Raw genomic sequence first — 14,075 nt, 5'->3', positions numbered from 1 at the left:
CAATGACACAAGAAGAATTGTCAAAATTGCCGGATATGCTTGAAATGGGTACTATGATTGAATTTGTGACGCATGGAGCCTGGTCTTTACATCACTTGGTTGAAAAGGTGATACTGAAGACGGGGCCTGCTCATGTGCAGCTAAGTACCTGGGCAATTACGGATAAGCCACTTCGTGTTTTGGAGCGATTGAAATCTACAGGTAAGATACTTTCTCTAACTGGGGTAATTGAGAGGAAGATATCTCATCATAATCCAAAAGCCTTTGGCTTTGTTCAGCAGGTTTTTGACCGAGTTGAACTTAGCAAGTGTCATGCAAAGGTTACGCTCATTACAAATGAGGATTGGCAAGTGGCAATTATCTGTTCGGCCAATTGGACTGTAAATAGGCGAACTGAGGTAGGAAATGTAATCTGCTCTGCAGAAAGTGTAAAGTTTCATAAAAGCTGGATGGATGGCAAAGAACATGAATGATGATGCAGGTATAGGCCCTGAAGATGCTGAAGAGTTTGTTCAGGGTTTTGACACACCAGAGCAGCTTGGCGAATTGCTGTTTTCCGCATATGAGATTGATTTGATTCTGAATAAAGAGCCGGACACATTTGAGCTGCAGGTTAAGAAGGGGCAACTCATTACAGAATCTGCAGTAAGATTTGTGGTAGTTCAGCAAGCCAAGGCAGGTAGTAGTGAAGCTCAGAAAATGATAGAAAAATGGCTAAACAAGCTAAAAATAGAGGAGCTACTGAACGAATAGTAGATCCTGAGATAGTTACCACTCAAACTCCTGATGATAAGTTAATAGAACTTATTACCTCAAATAAGAAGAGTTTTCTACTGACTGAAAAGGCAGAAGACACTTTGCGTTTAATGCGATTGACCCGAAATCTTTTTGTTAGATATACCTCTCGCTCGAAAGTGGTTGATAAGCTCGTTAATGAGCATGATGTACAAGAACGCAAAGCGTGGCGATTAGTGGACATTACGCCAAGGCTTTATTCTACCGTCTATAGGGAGTCTACAAGAGAATTTCATGTAGATATACTGCTAGAGCAAATACAGCAGACTAGGAGGCTCGCAATAGCCTCTCAGGACTGGCGAACAGCATCAACTTGTGATAAGAATTATGCACAGGCCATCAAGGATTTCTTAGGTGATTCACAACAGCTGAAACCAGAAGATTTGTTCCTTCCAGATATACAGCAGGGGTTCCATCCAGAATTATTTAAAGACCTTCCGCCTGTAGAAACAACAGATTTCAAAAAAATAATAGCTGGATTTAGGCAGCGAAAAGGGAGACAAGAAAAACTTGAAGCAGAAGATATCGACTATGAAGAAATTTTTGAATAAAATTCATAGGAACATTCCGCAGCTGCTTGCATTCTTGGTGGCAGCTAAAAACACAATAGTCCTTTATGCCAGGGGCGTTGGAAAGACCTATGGTGTAACCGCAACATGGACTTATTTGAGAGCCAAAATGCTGCCTCGCTCTATGGGTTTTGTTTGTTCGCCTACTTATACCCATTTGAAGGATACAATCGTACCGGAAATGGAGAACGGTTGGAAGAGCCTTGGTTTACGTGAAGGGAAGCATTACTGGAAATATGAAAAGCCTCCAGCTGAATTGGGTATTCCTGAGCCTCATAAGGCTATTGATAATCCTAAATATTTCATCTTTTGGCTGAATGGCTCAGCTACTAAATTAGTTTCATTAGACCGTCAAGCTCTCGTGAACTCACAATCATTTGATTACGGTGCAATATGTGAGGGTAGAAAATGTAAAGCCACCTCAGTTAGAGATGACTTAGTTCCAACTATTCGAGGTGGTCGTGAGCATCCTATTTTAAATCCAATAACCGGAGAAGTTGAAAGTACTTTTCAGGATCACATAGAGCATGGTAGCTTATTAATTGAGTCTGATTTGCCTAAGCGTCCGGAAGAACGTTGGATATTGAGCTATAAGAAAATGATGGATAAGAAAACCGTCATGGACATTTTGAATCTAGAAAGGCTCAAAATGATAGCTAAACCAAAGCTCTCAAAAAAGGATGTCAAAGAAATCGATGCTGAGCTTTATCAAATGCGAAAAAACCTTACGTATGTAGGTAAGGCTTCAACACTTGATAATATACATGTATTGGGTGTTAATGCCATCAAGCAACTCAGGCGAAACTTAACCCCCGTAGATTACGACATATCAATATTGGGGATAGAGCAAGAAGAGGTGGATAGCTGCTTCTATTCTGCCTTGTCTAAAGAACGCCATGGCTATGATAATGCTATTGATTATGATTATGCTGATACCTTACCTGCAGGCACTAAACAGAATTGGCGATGGGATAAGGATTTCAAGCCATCCAGGACTCTATATGTAGTAGGAGATTGTAACCTATCACACAATTGTTTGAATGTATTTCAGTTAAAGGGTAACACAATACTAAAGGTCAATTACTTCTATGCAGAGTCTTATCCAGGGGCACCCACTGACCACTTCACAGTAGCTAAACAGTTGACAGAATACTATAAAGGCTCAGGTCTTAAGAAGATAGTATTCATTTATAACAATACGCTTATAGAGGGCGAAAAATGGGGTAAAGACTCTCGATCAAAGGAAATAATGCAAGCCTTTAAGGATGCCGAATTCAAGGTTACTGGCGAATATGTAGGTCAGGCAATAAGTCATGATGCTGTTCAAAAGGAATGGAATAATATCTTTACTAATAAGTCCAAATGGAGGTTCCGATTCAACGTGCAGAACTGCGAACAATGGTATGAGTGCTGTAAGGATTCTGGTGTCAGAATGGTGGATGGCAGAAGCGGTACTCAAATCAAAAAGGATAAGTCTTCAGAGAAGCCTAACTCAGGCATACTACCACGTGATGCAACGCACGCAACAGAAGGCCCTGACACCTTCATACAATACCTAGCACAGCAAGCGGATGTATCTCAATACGAAAGCGTAATCGTATCAGGATAAAGGACTCTCTCCTATCGTCGAGCATTTCTATAAGGGGCACAGCTCGCCCTATTTGTAATCATTATAAATAATCATATATCGTCTTTTGGACGGGCGTTCGCCTAGAGTGTATAGGGCGTGCTACGTCCTCTTCTAAGCGAAGCTTTTTTCAGGATTTTTTGAAATCCTGATAAGTGCCTGAAATTCAATAATTTACCTAAAAATAAATGACATAATCTATTGAAAATCAGATGTTTTTAGTTAAATTTATGTAATGAAACGCTAGATAATACCGCTCGTAACGGTGGCGAATCAGAGTAATTTTTTATAAAACTTAATTATTTATTTCAATGTCCAATCAAAAAAATGGCTCGGCTTCTGCTGTGGCTGAAACTCCGAAAAATGGCACTCCTGCCAAGACCGAAACTTTAAGCATTAGAACGGTATCTGATGTTATGGAAGCTTTAAGGGAAACAAATTCAAAGGTTAGTTTTTACAATTCGTTTTGCAGCCGTTTTGATGCTGTAAAGGACTTTAGGAATAATCTTGATGGTGCTGCCCTTAACCTAGTCATTTCTAATGAAGAGGGGGAAAGTATTGAGTTCAAAAATCTAAGTATGATTAATTCTTTTATTGATAACGCTGTGAACTTAGGCGAAGAGCAGCGTAAAAAAATGGAAGAGGAGATTTTAAGCCTAAAGCTTTAATCTTAAATGAAAGAACCCCGTTGCACTCGTAATGCTTCGGGGTTCTAAAACTTAATTAAGTCTTTCAACTTAGATTCAAATTTACATGAAAAATTTCATAATAACGGCAGATATACAGAACTGCCCGAACTGCAAAGCCGTAACGGTAACCCCTCAGATTAGAATTAAAAGCAATCTTTTAGAGACTGCAGGTTTTCAGATTGGCGACAATGTGACGATCTCAATAAATGGTAATAGTGTGATAATTTCTAAATCTAGCGAATCATGAAATATTTATGCGATTACTCAGAACAGCGTATTACTGATACGATGAACAAATACGGTGCTTTCTTTGCTTTTTCTAATGAGCAATTTGATAGAAGTAAAAAGCCTGGTATTGATTATGTTTCTTTAACTGCTGGGTTAATATGCCCAGCTGTACACCAAAAGGAATTTGTAGCCGAAATGCTAAAAGGTCATGATTTGTCTGTAGCTGAAGATTTGGCGGAGAATGGCAAAGACGCAATTATCAAAAGAGAGCTTTATAATCATGAAAGCTTTTATACTGGGTGCATTGATAGTGCTTTTGACGCTTTAGATTCTTACCCTGTTACCAGAGCAGAGGTATATAAGATTTATTGTGAAGAACTTCAAAACGTTGATTTTGATTGTTAAGCTAATGAAGTATAAACCAGAGCATAGAGCAAATTTTTACATTCAAAGCCACGGCAACCATGCCGGACGACCTTTAAGAAAACCGATCCCGAATTGCTTTTCTATATGGACCGACAAGGCGAACGCTTTTGAAATTGTGTATTGCTTGTATGTTTCTAAACGGTTTTACTTTTTGATTCTCGGGTCTGTTATTCCTTTTGTAAGATTAAGAGAGGTTAGGCAATTAATAGAAGAGGCTTTTAGGGTTGATTATAATACTCACAAGCTTAAAATGGTTCTTCGTTCTGATCAACTTCTTACGAATTTGAAACGTCAAATAGAGACGTTAGAACAGCTGAAATATACTGCTGCTCATAGTGCTTTGAAATCTTCTTAATATACTCTAAACTTAGTTTTCTGCGAAAGTGGAAAACTTTGTCCGCGGGCGAAATGCTCGTAAAGGAGTCTTCGTTTTTCTCTTCGTTCTTTCCTCTCCTCTTGTACTCGCATTTCGGTTTGCTATTCTTTATTGCTTATGGCAATCTGCTTCTCTTTTTTCGTTATTTTTGGTGTGTAATAAACCTATATAACTATGGATATCGTTTTGGAGGTATCTGCTATATCTGCAGATGATTTGAAGAAAACTTTTGGATACGCTTCTTTTATGAATTTATTAGAAGAATTGATTCCTAAGATGAAAAATAGACTGGTGCCATTTACCGTAATCAATGAAACTGAAACTGACTATTATTTACTCACAGGCTCTCTGGATGAATTAAAAGCCCGGTGTTTTGATGAAGTGGTGAGGGGTGGGTTTCTTCCTTTAAAGAATCAAGGCAAATTTCGCAATGTTTATCATGCAATGATAGATCAGGCTAGACAGAAATATAATAACATGAGGGATATTGAGCATGTGAGAGGTGGTTTTGCTTACCCTAATATTGTTAGGAGTTTGGAGGGTGAACCTGAAATGGCTTAAGTATGCTGAATTCAAAATGGCCTTATCCTCTACCATACCGAATTGTTGGAAATCTGGCGGCAAAAATAGATGCAGGTAAGCCTTACGAAGTGTCTCTTTTTTTGCCTGGGCTTCGTGCTTTCGACTCTCATTATTCATTTGGCGATGACGGCGTTTTACGCGTCTCACCTGCCGTGAATAACGCTTTGATAAAATATTGGGAATTGAATCCCAAAAAAAAATCTTCTGTTTTTGAGAATATCAAAGGTTACAAGGTCAGGAAGACTTCTAAGTTTCTTGAGTATTTGAAAACTTTGATTCCATAATTCTTACTCCTAATTACATTTATGATTGACTACCCACCGGGTGGTCTTTTTTTTATTTACCCCTCCCTGCCCTCCCCAGTTTGGGAGGGTTCCTTCTTTTTTTGTCCTTTCTGCTTGCAATAATGCTTCGGTAATTGGTACTGTGATTGAAACTGTATCTTATAAGGAGCTGCGATTAATGATGAATAGGTTTTCTGGAAATGGAAAGCCTATCCCTGTTTCGTTGGTTTTTCTTACTGCAGACCGTGGGCATGGGACTGGTGGCGAATGGGTAAAGGCTGATTATGCTGTAAAAAACAGTAATCTGAGGCGAACTTCTGCTTATGTGAAAAGTGAAGCTAGCCCTACAACTACCAAAAACGCTCTGCTGAAAGACCCGAATAACTGGAAAAACCAGACTACGAATATTGTGCTGTTTGCGAAGGATGAACTGACTGGAAAGCTGGTGAATACTGGGCAAATTATTAAGGTGCATTACCGACTAATCTTTTTTATAAATGGGAAAAAAGTTGAATAAAGGACCTGTTCAGGTGATTGCGAGTGGGTATAGTTACTCTATGCCTCAATCGCGTATTGTGGCTACGTTGGGCACCTCCAAAAAGCAAAAGCCTACTAGAAGCGTGGAAACGCTGGATAGAAACACTACTTCTGACATAGCTTACTGGGGTGAGGATAATTTTTTTCCTAATAACTGGGAAAAGGAAATAGAAAATAGTGATACGCTTTGGGATGCTATAGAGCGAGAGATTAGCCGAATTTATGCGGGTGGGCTTCAATACGCTTATGAGCACATTGACCCTGAAACAGCCAAAAAAGAACTTAGGGATTTCTTTCATAAGGAACTGGAGGAAATTCTTTATAGCCCATCTGGTATGCATGCTTTTGAGCAGCAGATTAGGGATTATGTGATTCACAGATTTCCGGTGACGGAGTTTTATCTTTCTGCAGATAGGCAGAAGGTAATAGGTTTAGGTGCTTTGCCTGCTACCCATAGCAGGCTGGCCAAACAGAAGGAAAATGGATATATCCTGAATTCTTATTTCTGCAGAAACTGGGATACGGTATCTGATGCGACCCATAAAACGGTGGTGAGACTGTGGGTACTGGACCCACTGGTGGATACTAAAGAACAAATAAAATCTGAAAAAGGCCCTTTAAAATATCACTATCTGACGCCAATGGCTGGATGGCGTACTTACTACCCTTTAAGCCCAGCTTATGCGGCAAAAACGAGTAGATGGCTGGATATAGCGGCAAAAACGACTAAGACGTTTGATTATTTGCTGACCAACCAAATGAACCCCAAATACCACATAGAAATAGACCAAAGCTATGTGGAGCGGAAGTATGGCGACCGATGGGATAAGGCCACATCTGCAGATAAAAATGCGATTATGCTGGAGGAGCTTACGCACTTTCATAGAATGCTACATGGGCCAGAAAATAGTGGGAACAATATTATTTCAACTAAACGTATAGAGAAGATTATAGAGAAAGAATATAGTGACTGGACTATAACTGCTCTTAAGGGTGATACGTTTGATGAAAAACTAATATCTCTCTCTGATACTGCTGATAAGCATATACAGAGGGCTGTGGGAATAGACCCTGCTCTGCAAGGCTCCACTGGCGGAAGTAAACTAGGCGGTGGTGGTGGCTCTGATAAGCGTGAGTCTTTCAACATCCAGATGGCTACTGCACAGCGGCATGTAGACCATATTCTTTCTGTGTATTACTGGATTATAAAATACAATGGCATTACTGGCCCTAATGGTGAGAAAGTAAAGCTTAAAATGCTTACGCCACATCTGCCTCAGCTTAATGAGGTTACGCCTAGTAAGCGAAACCAAAAAATGGAAGAATCATGATAGAGTTATTTGACAATAATGCTGAGCTTCAGAATTATATTCCTGTGAATACGGGTTTTGAACTGGAGTATATTAAACCGGATGTGGACGCTGCTTTGCGGCAGTATATATTGCCTTACCTGAGTCGTGAGCAGTTTGAGGAATCTAAAAACCCTGCTACGGTAATCGCCAATGAACTGGTGAAACATACGGAATTATTTAGCCTGGTTAAAAAGTCTGCAGCTCTGCTGGGTATGCATCTTTATATGCCAATGGCAAAGGTGAGTATAGATGGTGACAGTATTAGCTACTCAGTAGACAGGGAAAAACAGGCTTCTGCTGAAGATAAACGTGAGCTCTCTGATAGTTTTCTGAAGAAAGGCCTGGAAGCGGTGGAAAACTTACTGGAGTTTCTGGAAATGAATGATGTGCTTTTTACGGAATGGAAGAACTCTGCAGGTTATACGAAGTTTACGGAGCATTTTGTAAGGTCTGCACGTGAGGTGAAGATTATAGAAGGTAGCAGACTGGTTTTCTTAAGACTATTGCCGTCTATTGAGATGGTGGAGTTTGATTTAGCTGAAGTGATTCCCGCCACCGCTTTTGCTACGCTTAAAAGCCGTGAATTTGGGAATGATGCGGAGCAAAAGAGACTGTGGCAGACACTTTTAGCTGATTACGTTCAAATTATAGTGAGCCGTAGGGCTTTGGCGATGGCATTAAGCCAGCTGGTGGTGCATATTATGCCAGATGGCAAACTTTCTGCATTTAATAATACAACGGCAGGCCTGACAAAAGGCTATCTGCAGCTGAGCGAAAACAGGCTGGATGCTCTAAAAAACGATTTAAATGCTCAGGCTGATAAGCGAATAGCTAGAATGAATGCTTTTATACAAGATAATGCGGAGCTTTTTGGCTATGTGGCTCCAGAAAGTTTTAAGGCTGAGCCTTATGTGAATAGCGAAACGCATGCATCGAAGTTTTTTGGGAGTTTTGGGTGAGTGATGGGCTTGCCGTTTCTTTTAAACTGACATTTGAAAAGAAATATAATTATGGAACAATTAAATTTAGCTAGCCAGTATCTCAAAAAAAGAGCTGTAAGCACTGAGGGGATTAAGAAATCACATTTAAAGATCATGCATAAAGTTTTACCTGCTTGGGAAGTAGAGGAAGTTCTGACTATGGTAATGGACGGTTCCTTTCTTCAGCATCATAATAGGCTTAAGGATATTGCAGGGCCAGACATGGTTTAATGCGTCTGAAGTAGTTTTTTGTCCTTTCTGGTTGGTTTTAATCCTTGCAAATTCGATTAATGATAGTTAGTGACTGTGGTGATATTTCTATTTTCTTTCCGGACGAACTGAACGACTGTACGGAGCTGCAGCTTGAGATTCTTAAGGAATCTCAGCTGTGTGGGCTTTCTAAGCAAAGTTTCTCAGTGCTGTGGTTTTCTGCGGGATGCTCTGCTGAAACTTACCAGGAACTTCTTAATAATTATGATTTAGAAGGAATGGCTGATATAGGCTTAAGGGTGACCGAGGCCATTCTGAACAGTACGAAACCACTTACTAGGATGCCATACGGTGTGTTATACCTTACAGCTGCGGAATTGGTGGGACCAGGTGATATGCTTGACAAAATTGTTTTTGGACAGTTTATAGATGCTGAAGAGCAGCTGTATTTGTTTTTCATGCGAAAGGAATTAGAGCATTTACGCAAATTGGCGGCTATTATTTACCGACCGAGGTTTGAAAAGTTATATCATTTAGATTCTTCTAAACAGGCATTGAAGCCGATTATGGAGCTTACAGAGCCACAGCTCTATGTGATTCTGGAATATTACCTGGGCTGCAGGACGGTACTGGCTCAGAACTACGATCATGTTTTTCCTAAGCCAAAAGTGACTCAAATCCCTGCTAAACAAGATGAGAAAATAACGGGCAAAATGGTACTGAATATGGTGAAGGGCTATCATGCTAAGCTGGTGGAATATGCTAAAACACCAGACCGCAAAAAGCAGATGTATCATGAAAACGCCCGAACTGTTTTGGAATTTATAAATCAGGATATATCTAACTATAAACTGAAAGAAAAGGCCATGGAGGATATGAAACGTAACACTAGACAAAAGAATGGCAGGAACAGAGGTTAATATAGCTCCCAATAAGGTCACGGCTTATAGGGATTATTTTAAGGGTATTGCTACGAAGTATAAGCCGATTGGCCATACTGATGCAGCACCTAGATTTGAAGTTTATAGCAGAGCTGCAGTGGTGGCTGGCAGAAGAAAGCCGGGTGGGCTGGATTTAACGAAGTTTTGCATGACGCTTTTGGATATTGACCCCGAAATAGGCAAAAATGAATCTAGGAAGTTCAAATCGTTTATTCAGGGGGCTTTTGAGATAGTGAAATTTAATGAGCGTAACGATTTAGACAAATATGATATCCAAAGTGAGGCTTTTGATATGTGTGAGGAAATAGTGGCTCATATGATGACTGAACAGTTAGCTAGGGAATTTCCGCTTGGGATTCTGGATGATGGTACTTTTGATTTTTATGTAGTGGATGAGGCATTTGATAAGGCTGTGGGCTATGGTGTAGCCTTTAATTACCAAGTAGGTTTTAATAGAGTGGCGGTTAAGAATAACGATAATTGGATATGACATTTGAAGAATTTAGGGCTTTGCACCCTAGGACATCAAAACGCAAACTGCAGGATTTCTGGAGGGTTTATTTTGAGATAGCTATTCCGGAACTGGATTTATGGAGTAAGGAAAGGCAGGCCGATTTTCTGGCTCAAGTAACACATGAATGTGACCGATTTAACACGATGGAGGAATATGCCAGCGGGAAGGCATATGAGTTTAGAAGGGATTTAGGGAATAATCAGCCCGGTGATGGTGTCAAGCATAAGGGAAAAGGCTATATCCAATTAACTGGACGTAAAAACCAATCTCTATTTAATGACTGGTATCACGAGTTTGAGCCTGACGCTCCTGACTTATTGCAGAATCCGCATCTTATAGGCCAAATTCCTGAATTGGCTATGTGGGCGACTGTTTGGTTTTGGAAAACCAACAATCTGAATAGATACACTGATAGTGGCGATTTTAAAGGCCAAACCAAAAGGATTAATGGCGGCTATAATGGGCTGGATGATAGGAAAATGTTTCGTGGCTGGTATTTGCCACTTGTTACGGATATAGTGAACTCAAAGCCTTATGAAAAAGAGGTCAACACACTTTAGCATGAAGATTTATCAATTTTTGGCATTAGCTAAATACAAACAATTATGACAACAATGGAGAAAATACCTGGTGTGGTGATAGACATTGTCTTTGCCTTTTTCGGTATAACCAATCTGCTAACAATAGGTGCAGACTATCGCCATATTTTGGCTGGGTTTTCGGGCTCTTTATTTGTAACTACTTTCTTAAACAAAGGCGGTAAGGATAAACTGTGGTTTGCCTCCGGTGGCTTTAGTTTTGCCTGTTTTGTGGGGCCTGCTATATGTGAATATTATAATTGCGATAGCCACAGCTCTACGTGTATAGCTATATATTTTGCCTCTGGAACAAGCGGAATGCTGATAGTGCAGATGCTGGTAACCTTCTTAAATCAAAGTAATAACAACCTTCCACAACTGGTTACGACTGCTTTTAGCGGCTTAAAAGCTTATATTAGTAGACGAATGGATAATAACAATACTAAAAACAACAACGACGATGTGGAAAATGTTAATTAGTGGTGGATGGATGGCTATTCCTTGTATGATAGCTACCATTTCTATAATGAATTTGGTTTCGGTGAACCCGAAGCAAAAGAAGCTGGAGAAAATTCAGGCTGAGAATAATATACAGGCTATGCAGCTGAAGACGTTTGAGGCTGAGGTTCTGGACTACGCTCAAACTGTAAAAGCTCAGGTACAGAAAATGAAAGAGGACTCTGTTAATTATGCTGAAATGACGGCTCAAAAGCAAAATGTGATAGCTGGGCTGAATGGTAAAGTGAAGACTAAGGATGCTTTGATTACTAATCTGAAGACTGGTATTCAGGTGGATTTGGTGAAATTGACTTATAAAGATGGTCTTTTTTCTAAGCCGAAACTGGTGGATAGTGTTTATGTGGAAGGGATTCGGTATGGGGGATTGTTGCGGTTAAATGCTGCTGAATAGATAATAATTTTCATAATAATTTAAACGTAAATAATATGTCAACTTTAGGGCAAAGAAGGGTAAAGGCAGAGTTCAATCCTACCAAAAATGAATTAGTAGATCAGATAAAAAATAAGTCTGCAGAACTGATTGATATGTTACAATCTATGAAGCCAGTAGGTAGCCATTCAGAAAAATTTGGTGGTGAAAAAATTAGGCTAATTTCAATTGCTCAAACAGAGATTGAAACAGCTTGTATGTATGCAGTTAAAGCGAACTTTACAGAATAAGATATTTTTTAGAGTTAGGGTTTAGGGTTGATTTAAAAACGTCTCATATTATGAGGCGTTTTTTTGTTCTTGCGTAATTACCCCACCCTGCCCTCCCCAGTTGGGGAGGGTTCTGTTTGTTGGTTTTTTTGTCCTTTCTGGTCGGATTTGTTATTGTGAAATTTGGTTCAGATTTATTGAAACAAAAGTTTTATTCACTTAAAAAATTTCTAATGAAAAACTTCTTAATGTTCTTCTTGATGCTGTTTGTAGGCTTTTCTGCTTTGGCTCAAACGGGTGTGGCGGTCTATAATGACCAGCTTATTTTCCGTGCTTCTACTGGTGTAAAAACGGCAGTGTCTGTCACTCCTTATGGTAATGCTGCCATCGGTGTTGCGGTTCCAGATAGTTCTGCCATTTTGGATTTGACCAGTACCACTAAGGGTTTAGGATTGCCCCGGCTTACTACTACGCAGGTGAATGCTATAGCTACTCCTAGGACGGGTCTTACCGTTTTTAATACTACGCTGAATTTAGTGGTTTTCTACAATGGCACAGCCTGGAGGAAAGTTACTGATGCTGCTATGTAGGTTGGGCTTTGCCCTGCCCGGTTTGTTCTTGGGTTTTTACCCCTCCCTGCCCTCCCCAGTTGGGGAGGGTTCTTTTTTTTTGAGGGTTCTTTTTTTGTCCTTTCTGATGGGGTTTGATGTGTTGAAATTTGGAAGGTGATAGAACATTATAAATTTATAAAATGACACAATTTAACTTTCAGCAAGGGAAGAGCTTAAGCATAAGTTTTCAGGTTGTTTCTGACTTGGAAAATTTTGAGGACTTGATTTTGGTTTTTGGAAAGCAGACTTATAAAGTTTCTGACGAAAGTCTAGTGACCGTGGATGCAGAAAATGGCATTTATAAGCTAGAAATGAGTAGCCACAAAACTAACGGCTATACTGGTGAGATTGAATTTCAGGCGTATTTGATAGATGCTGAGCTTGGCACTTATCCTGGCCCTGTTTTATTTGCTGGCTTTAAACAGTCGCTAGGTTATTCTAATGCAGAAATTAATGAGCTTTCTGATGTGCTGATTCAGCTTACTGTAGTATCAGAAACGCTGACAGTAACGAGTGCCATAGGTACGCTGATAAATGGTGCGGAACTCATTATAGCTTCTGAAGCTGCGGTGGAAGCTGCCATAAGTACCGCTGCTGATAAAATAGCGGTGGAGAGTGCTAGGGGTGAAGTTTTGCCAGCTAGAGATGTAGTTTTAGCTAATATACAGAACTACCCATTTCACGCCACTGCGAATTTCGGAGATAAGCCTTGGATAAAAACAGCAATACTAAGTGCAGATTTAGGGTTACTGTCTTCTTATGACAATACAAAATATTATAGTTTCGCAACTATTTCAAAAACAGCTGATAGATTATCTCTTACATTATACGCTTCTCCTAATCTAGGAGGTGGAGACTGGATAGGCACCTCTACCGTATTTACAACAACCGAGGTTTCGGCTGATAAACCTATACTACTCAGGCACATTAACGGCAGTATGGTTATAATTCCTGCGAACATACCAACTGGCGAATATTCGTCTTTAAGTTACACCTCCTACGGATTAGACTCAAAGGTTTTTAAAGAAAACTACTCTGTCCGTGACAGGGTAGAAAACAACAATTTGCAGATTGTTTTATTGTCTTTTGTGTCAGGATATTACGTAAATAGTGCAGGGAATTTATTAGCAGGTTCTTACTCTACTTCTAAGCATTTTGACATCAAGCAGGGAGATGTTTTCAGGGTGTCTGGATTAAGTAATAACGGGGTAAATGTCTTGTCTTTTTACAAGCACTCAGGCGAATATGTATCTGGACTGGCAGGGAATGGACAAACGTTTTCAAATTATAAAATGGTAGCTCCTGCGAATGTGGGGTACTATATTGTATGTAGTAATAATAGTAATTTGGCAACTTTTTACTTGCAAAAAGAGCGGGCAAAAATAGCACGTGAGGTAACTACTACATTAGAATTAACTAAAGTAGAGATTGGCTTTAATCCAGTTTTCGCTTATATCAGCCCTTCGGGGGCGATTACTACAAACTCGTCTTGGAGAATGACCGAGAAGTTGAAGCTGAAAAGAGGCGGCAATTACTGGTATAGCTTAAGGGCTAGTTATGGCAGTTACTCGATGTTGGCATTTTTTGATTCTAGAGGTGGATTTATTAGCAATGTAGC

General features: G+C 39.8%; 22 protein-coding genes. All 22 read left to right on the top strand.

All coding sequences use genetic code 11. The features are described from left to right. The first annotated feature begins 2 nt into the window (after nt 1-2). A complete protein-coding gene (locus ACTBZY_RS20210) occupies nt 3-473 on the top strand; it encodes a hypothetical protein (protein ID WP_463048190.1) in 471 nt (156 codons plus the stop codon). Continuing rightward, on the top strand, nt 454-753 hold the full coding sequence (locus tag ACTBZY_RS20205) for a hypothetical protein (RefSeq protein ID WP_463048189.1): 300 nt from the start codon (nt 454-456) through the stop codon (nt 751-753). The genes ACTBZY_RS20210 and ACTBZY_RS20205 overlap by 20 nt, the downstream gene beginning before the upstream one ends. Beyond that, nucleotides 711-1,346, top strand: a complete 636-nt coding sequence (locus ACTBZY_RS20200) for a hypothetical protein (RefSeq protein ID WP_463048187.1) — start codon at nt 711-713, stop codon at nt 1,344-1,346. Before ACTBZY_RS20205 ends, ACTBZY_RS20200 begins: the two co-directional genes overlap by 43 nt. Then, a complete protein-coding gene (locus tag ACTBZY_RS20195; protein ID WP_463048186.1) occupies nt 1,327-2,973 on the top strand; it encodes a hypothetical protein in 1,647 nt (548 codons plus the stop codon). The genes ACTBZY_RS20200 and ACTBZY_RS20195 overlap by 20 nt, the downstream gene beginning before the upstream one ends. A gap of 329 nt (nt 2,974-3,302) precedes the next feature. Then, a complete protein-coding gene (locus tag ACTBZY_RS20190; protein ID WP_463048185.1) occupies nt 3,303-3,659 on the top strand; it encodes a hypothetical protein in 357 nt (118 codons plus the stop codon). Nucleotides 3,660-3,744: 85 nt separating this feature from the next. Then, on the top strand, nt 3,745-3,927 hold the full coding sequence (locus tag ACTBZY_RS20185; protein ID WP_463048184.1) for a hypothetical protein: 183 nt from the start codon (nt 3,745-3,747) through the stop codon (nt 3,925-3,927). Further along, complete coding sequence (locus tag ACTBZY_RS20180) at nt 3,924-4,313, top strand: DUF7659 family protein (RefSeq protein WP_463048183.1); 390 nt, start codon at nt 3,924-3,926, stop codon at nt 4,311-4,313. Before ACTBZY_RS20185 ends, ACTBZY_RS20180 begins: the two co-directional genes overlap by 4 nt. Nucleotides 4,314-4,317: 4 nt before the next feature. Beyond that, a complete protein-coding gene (locus ACTBZY_RS20175; protein ID WP_463048182.1) occupies nt 4,318-4,689 on the top strand; it encodes a DUF6943 family protein in 372 nt (123 codons plus the stop codon). A gap of 195 nt (nt 4,690-4,884) precedes the next feature. Then, nucleotides 4,885-5,271 (top strand): hypothetical protein, encoded by a 387-nt coding sequence (locus ACTBZY_RS20170; RefSeq protein WP_463048181.1) that lies wholly within the window; start codon nt 4,885-4,887, stop codon nt 5,269-5,271. 2 nt (nt 5,272-5,273) lie between these two features. Further along, complete coding sequence (locus tag ACTBZY_RS20165) at nt 5,274-5,576, top strand: hypothetical protein (RefSeq protein ID WP_463048180.1); 303 nt, start codon at nt 5,274-5,276, stop codon at nt 5,574-5,576. A gap of 178 nt (nt 5,577-5,754) precedes the next feature. Then, nucleotides 5,755-6,093 (top strand): hypothetical protein, encoded by a 339-nt coding sequence (locus ACTBZY_RS20160; RefSeq protein ID WP_463048179.1) that lies wholly within the window; start codon nt 5,755-5,757, stop codon nt 6,091-6,093. Further along, nucleotides 6,074-7,444: a hypothetical protein gene (locus ACTBZY_RS20155; RefSeq protein WP_463048178.1), complete on the top strand. Its 1,371-nt coding sequence runs from the start codon at nt 6,074-6,076 to the stop codon at nt 7,442-7,444. Before ACTBZY_RS20160 ends, ACTBZY_RS20155 begins: the two co-directional genes overlap by 20 nt. After that, nucleotides 7,441-8,424, top strand: a complete 984-nt coding sequence (locus tag ACTBZY_RS20150) for a DUF6712 family protein (RefSeq protein ID WP_463048177.1) — start codon at nt 7,441-7,443, stop codon at nt 8,422-8,424. Before ACTBZY_RS20155 ends, ACTBZY_RS20150 begins: the two co-directional genes overlap by 4 nt. A 51-nt stretch (nt 8,425-8,475) precedes the next feature. Continuing rightward, nucleotides 8,476-8,676, top strand: coding sequence for a hypothetical protein (locus tag ACTBZY_RS20145; protein WP_463048176.1), 201 nt, complete (start codon nt 8,476-8,478; stop codon nt 8,674-8,676). Nucleotides 8,677-8,735: 59 nt separating this feature from the next. Next, nucleotides 8,736-9,575, top strand: a complete 840-nt coding sequence (locus tag ACTBZY_RS20140) for a hypothetical protein (protein WP_463048175.1) — start codon at nt 8,736-8,738, stop codon at nt 9,573-9,575. Continuing rightward, nucleotides 9,556-10,086 carry a hypothetical protein gene (locus ACTBZY_RS20135; RefSeq protein WP_463048174.1) on the top strand — a complete coding sequence of 177 codons (531 nt, stop codon included), beginning with the start codon at nt 9,556-9,558 and terminating at the stop codon, nt 10,084-10,086. Before ACTBZY_RS20140 ends, ACTBZY_RS20135 begins: the two co-directional genes overlap by 20 nt. After that, nucleotides 10,083-10,670 carry a glycoside hydrolase family 19 protein gene (locus tag ACTBZY_RS20130; protein WP_463048173.1) on the top strand — a complete coding sequence of 196 codons (588 nt, stop codon included), beginning with the start codon at nt 10,083-10,085 and terminating at the stop codon, nt 10,668-10,670. Before ACTBZY_RS20135 ends, ACTBZY_RS20130 begins: the two co-directional genes overlap by 4 nt. A 54-nt stretch (nt 10,671-10,724) precedes the next feature. After that, nucleotides 10,725-11,168 carry a hypothetical protein gene (locus ACTBZY_RS20125; protein WP_463048172.1) on the top strand — a complete coding sequence of 148 codons (444 nt, stop codon included), beginning with the start codon at nt 10,725-10,727 and terminating at the stop codon, nt 11,166-11,168. Next, a complete protein-coding gene (locus ACTBZY_RS20120; RefSeq protein WP_463048171.1) occupies nt 11,149-11,598 on the top strand; it encodes a hypothetical protein in 450 nt (149 codons plus the stop codon). Before ACTBZY_RS20125 ends, ACTBZY_RS20120 begins: the two co-directional genes overlap by 20 nt. A 35-nt stretch (nt 11,599-11,633) precedes the next feature. Next, a complete protein-coding gene (locus ACTBZY_RS20115) occupies nt 11,634-11,867 on the top strand; it encodes an Acb2/Tad1 domain-containing protein (RefSeq protein WP_463048170.1) in 234 nt (77 codons plus the stop codon). 212 nt (nt 11,868-12,079) lie between these two features. Further along, entirely contained in the window at nt 12,080-12,436 is a 357-nt protein-coding gene (locus ACTBZY_RS20110; protein WP_463048168.1) for a hypothetical protein, read from the top strand. A 161-nt stretch (nt 12,437-12,597) separates the two neighbouring features. Continuing rightward, nucleotides 12,598-14,075 (top strand): hypothetical protein (locus ACTBZY_RS20105; RefSeq protein ID WP_463048167.1); only part of this gene is annotated, 1,478 nt, incomplete at its 3' end.

The organism is Arcticibacterium sp., from assembly GCF_055134445.1.
Note: the sequence above shows the minus strand (reverse complement) of the source record. Positions and strands in the feature narration are given on the sequence as shown.

Excerpts from the sequence above, each read along its gene's own strand:
- ACTBZY_RS20210 (WP_463048190.1), top strand. The coding sequence starts at position 3 with ATGACACAAGAAGAATTGTCAAAATTGCCGGATATGCTTGAAATGGGT.
- ACTBZY_RS20205 (WP_463048189.1), top strand. The coding sequence starts at position 454 with ATGGCAAAGAACATGAATGATGATGCAGGTATAGGCCCTGAAGATGCT.
- ACTBZY_RS20200 (WP_463048187.1), top strand. The coding sequence starts at position 711 with ATGGCTAAACAAGCTAAAAATAGAGGAGCTACTGAACGAATAGTAGAT.
- ACTBZY_RS20195 (WP_463048186.1), top strand. The coding sequence starts at position 1,327 with ATGAAGAAATTTTTGAATAAAATTCATAGGAACATTCCGCAGCTGCTT.
- ACTBZY_RS20190 (WP_463048185.1), top strand. The coding sequence starts at position 3,303 with ATGTCCAATCAAAAAAATGGCTCGGCTTCTGCTGTGGCTGAAACTCCG.
- ACTBZY_RS20185 (WP_463048184.1), top strand. The coding sequence starts at position 3,745 with ATGAAAAATTTCATAATAACGGCAGATATACAGAACTGCCCGAACTGC.
- ACTBZY_RS20180 (WP_463048183.1), top strand. The coding sequence starts at position 3,924 with ATGAAATATTTATGCGATTACTCAGAACAGCGTATTACTGATACGATG.
- ACTBZY_RS20175 (WP_463048182.1), top strand. The coding sequence starts at position 4,318 with ATGAAGTATAAACCAGAGCATAGAGCAAATTTTTACATTCAAAGCCAC.
- ACTBZY_RS20170 (WP_463048181.1), top strand. The coding sequence starts at position 4,885 with ATGGATATCGTTTTGGAGGTATCTGCTATATCTGCAGATGATTTGAAG.
- ACTBZY_RS20165 (WP_463048180.1), top strand. The coding sequence starts at position 5,274 with ATGCTGAATTCAAAATGGCCTTATCCTCTACCATACCGAATTGTTGGA.
- ACTBZY_RS20160 (WP_463048179.1), top strand. The coding sequence starts at position 5,755 with ATGATGAATAGGTTTTCTGGAAATGGAAAGCCTATCCCTGTTTCGTTG.
- ACTBZY_RS20155 (WP_463048178.1), top strand. The coding sequence starts at position 6,074 with ATGGGAAAAAAGTTGAATAAAGGACCTGTTCAGGTGATTGCGAGTGGG.
- ACTBZY_RS20150 (WP_463048177.1), top strand. The coding sequence starts at position 7,441 with ATGATAGAGTTATTTGACAATAATGCTGAGCTTCAGAATTATATTCCT.
- ACTBZY_RS20145 (WP_463048176.1), top strand. The coding sequence starts at position 8,476 with ATGGAACAATTAAATTTAGCTAGCCAGTATCTCAAAAAAAGAGCTGTA.
- ACTBZY_RS20140 (WP_463048175.1), top strand. The coding sequence starts at position 8,736 with ATGATAGTTAGTGACTGTGGTGATATTTCTATTTTCTTTCCGGACGAA.
- ACTBZY_RS20135 (WP_463048174.1), top strand. The coding sequence starts at position 9,556 with ATGGCAGGAACAGAGGTTAATATAGCTCCCAATAAGGTCACGGCTTAT.
- ACTBZY_RS20130 (WP_463048173.1), top strand. The coding sequence starts at position 10,083 with ATGACATTTGAAGAATTTAGGGCTTTGCACCCTAGGACATCAAAACGC.
- ACTBZY_RS20125 (WP_463048172.1), top strand. The coding sequence starts at position 10,725 with ATGGAGAAAATACCTGGTGTGGTGATAGACATTGTCTTTGCCTTTTTC.
- ACTBZY_RS20120 (WP_463048171.1), top strand. The coding sequence starts at position 11,149 with ATGTGGAAAATGTTAATTAGTGGTGGATGGATGGCTATTCCTTGTATG.
- ACTBZY_RS20115 (WP_463048170.1), top strand. The coding sequence starts at position 11,634 with ATGTCAACTTTAGGGCAAAGAAGGGTAAAGGCAGAGTTCAATCCTACC.
- ACTBZY_RS20110 (WP_463048168.1), top strand. The coding sequence starts at position 12,080 with ATGAAAAACTTCTTAATGTTCTTCTTGATGCTGTTTGTAGGCTTTTCT.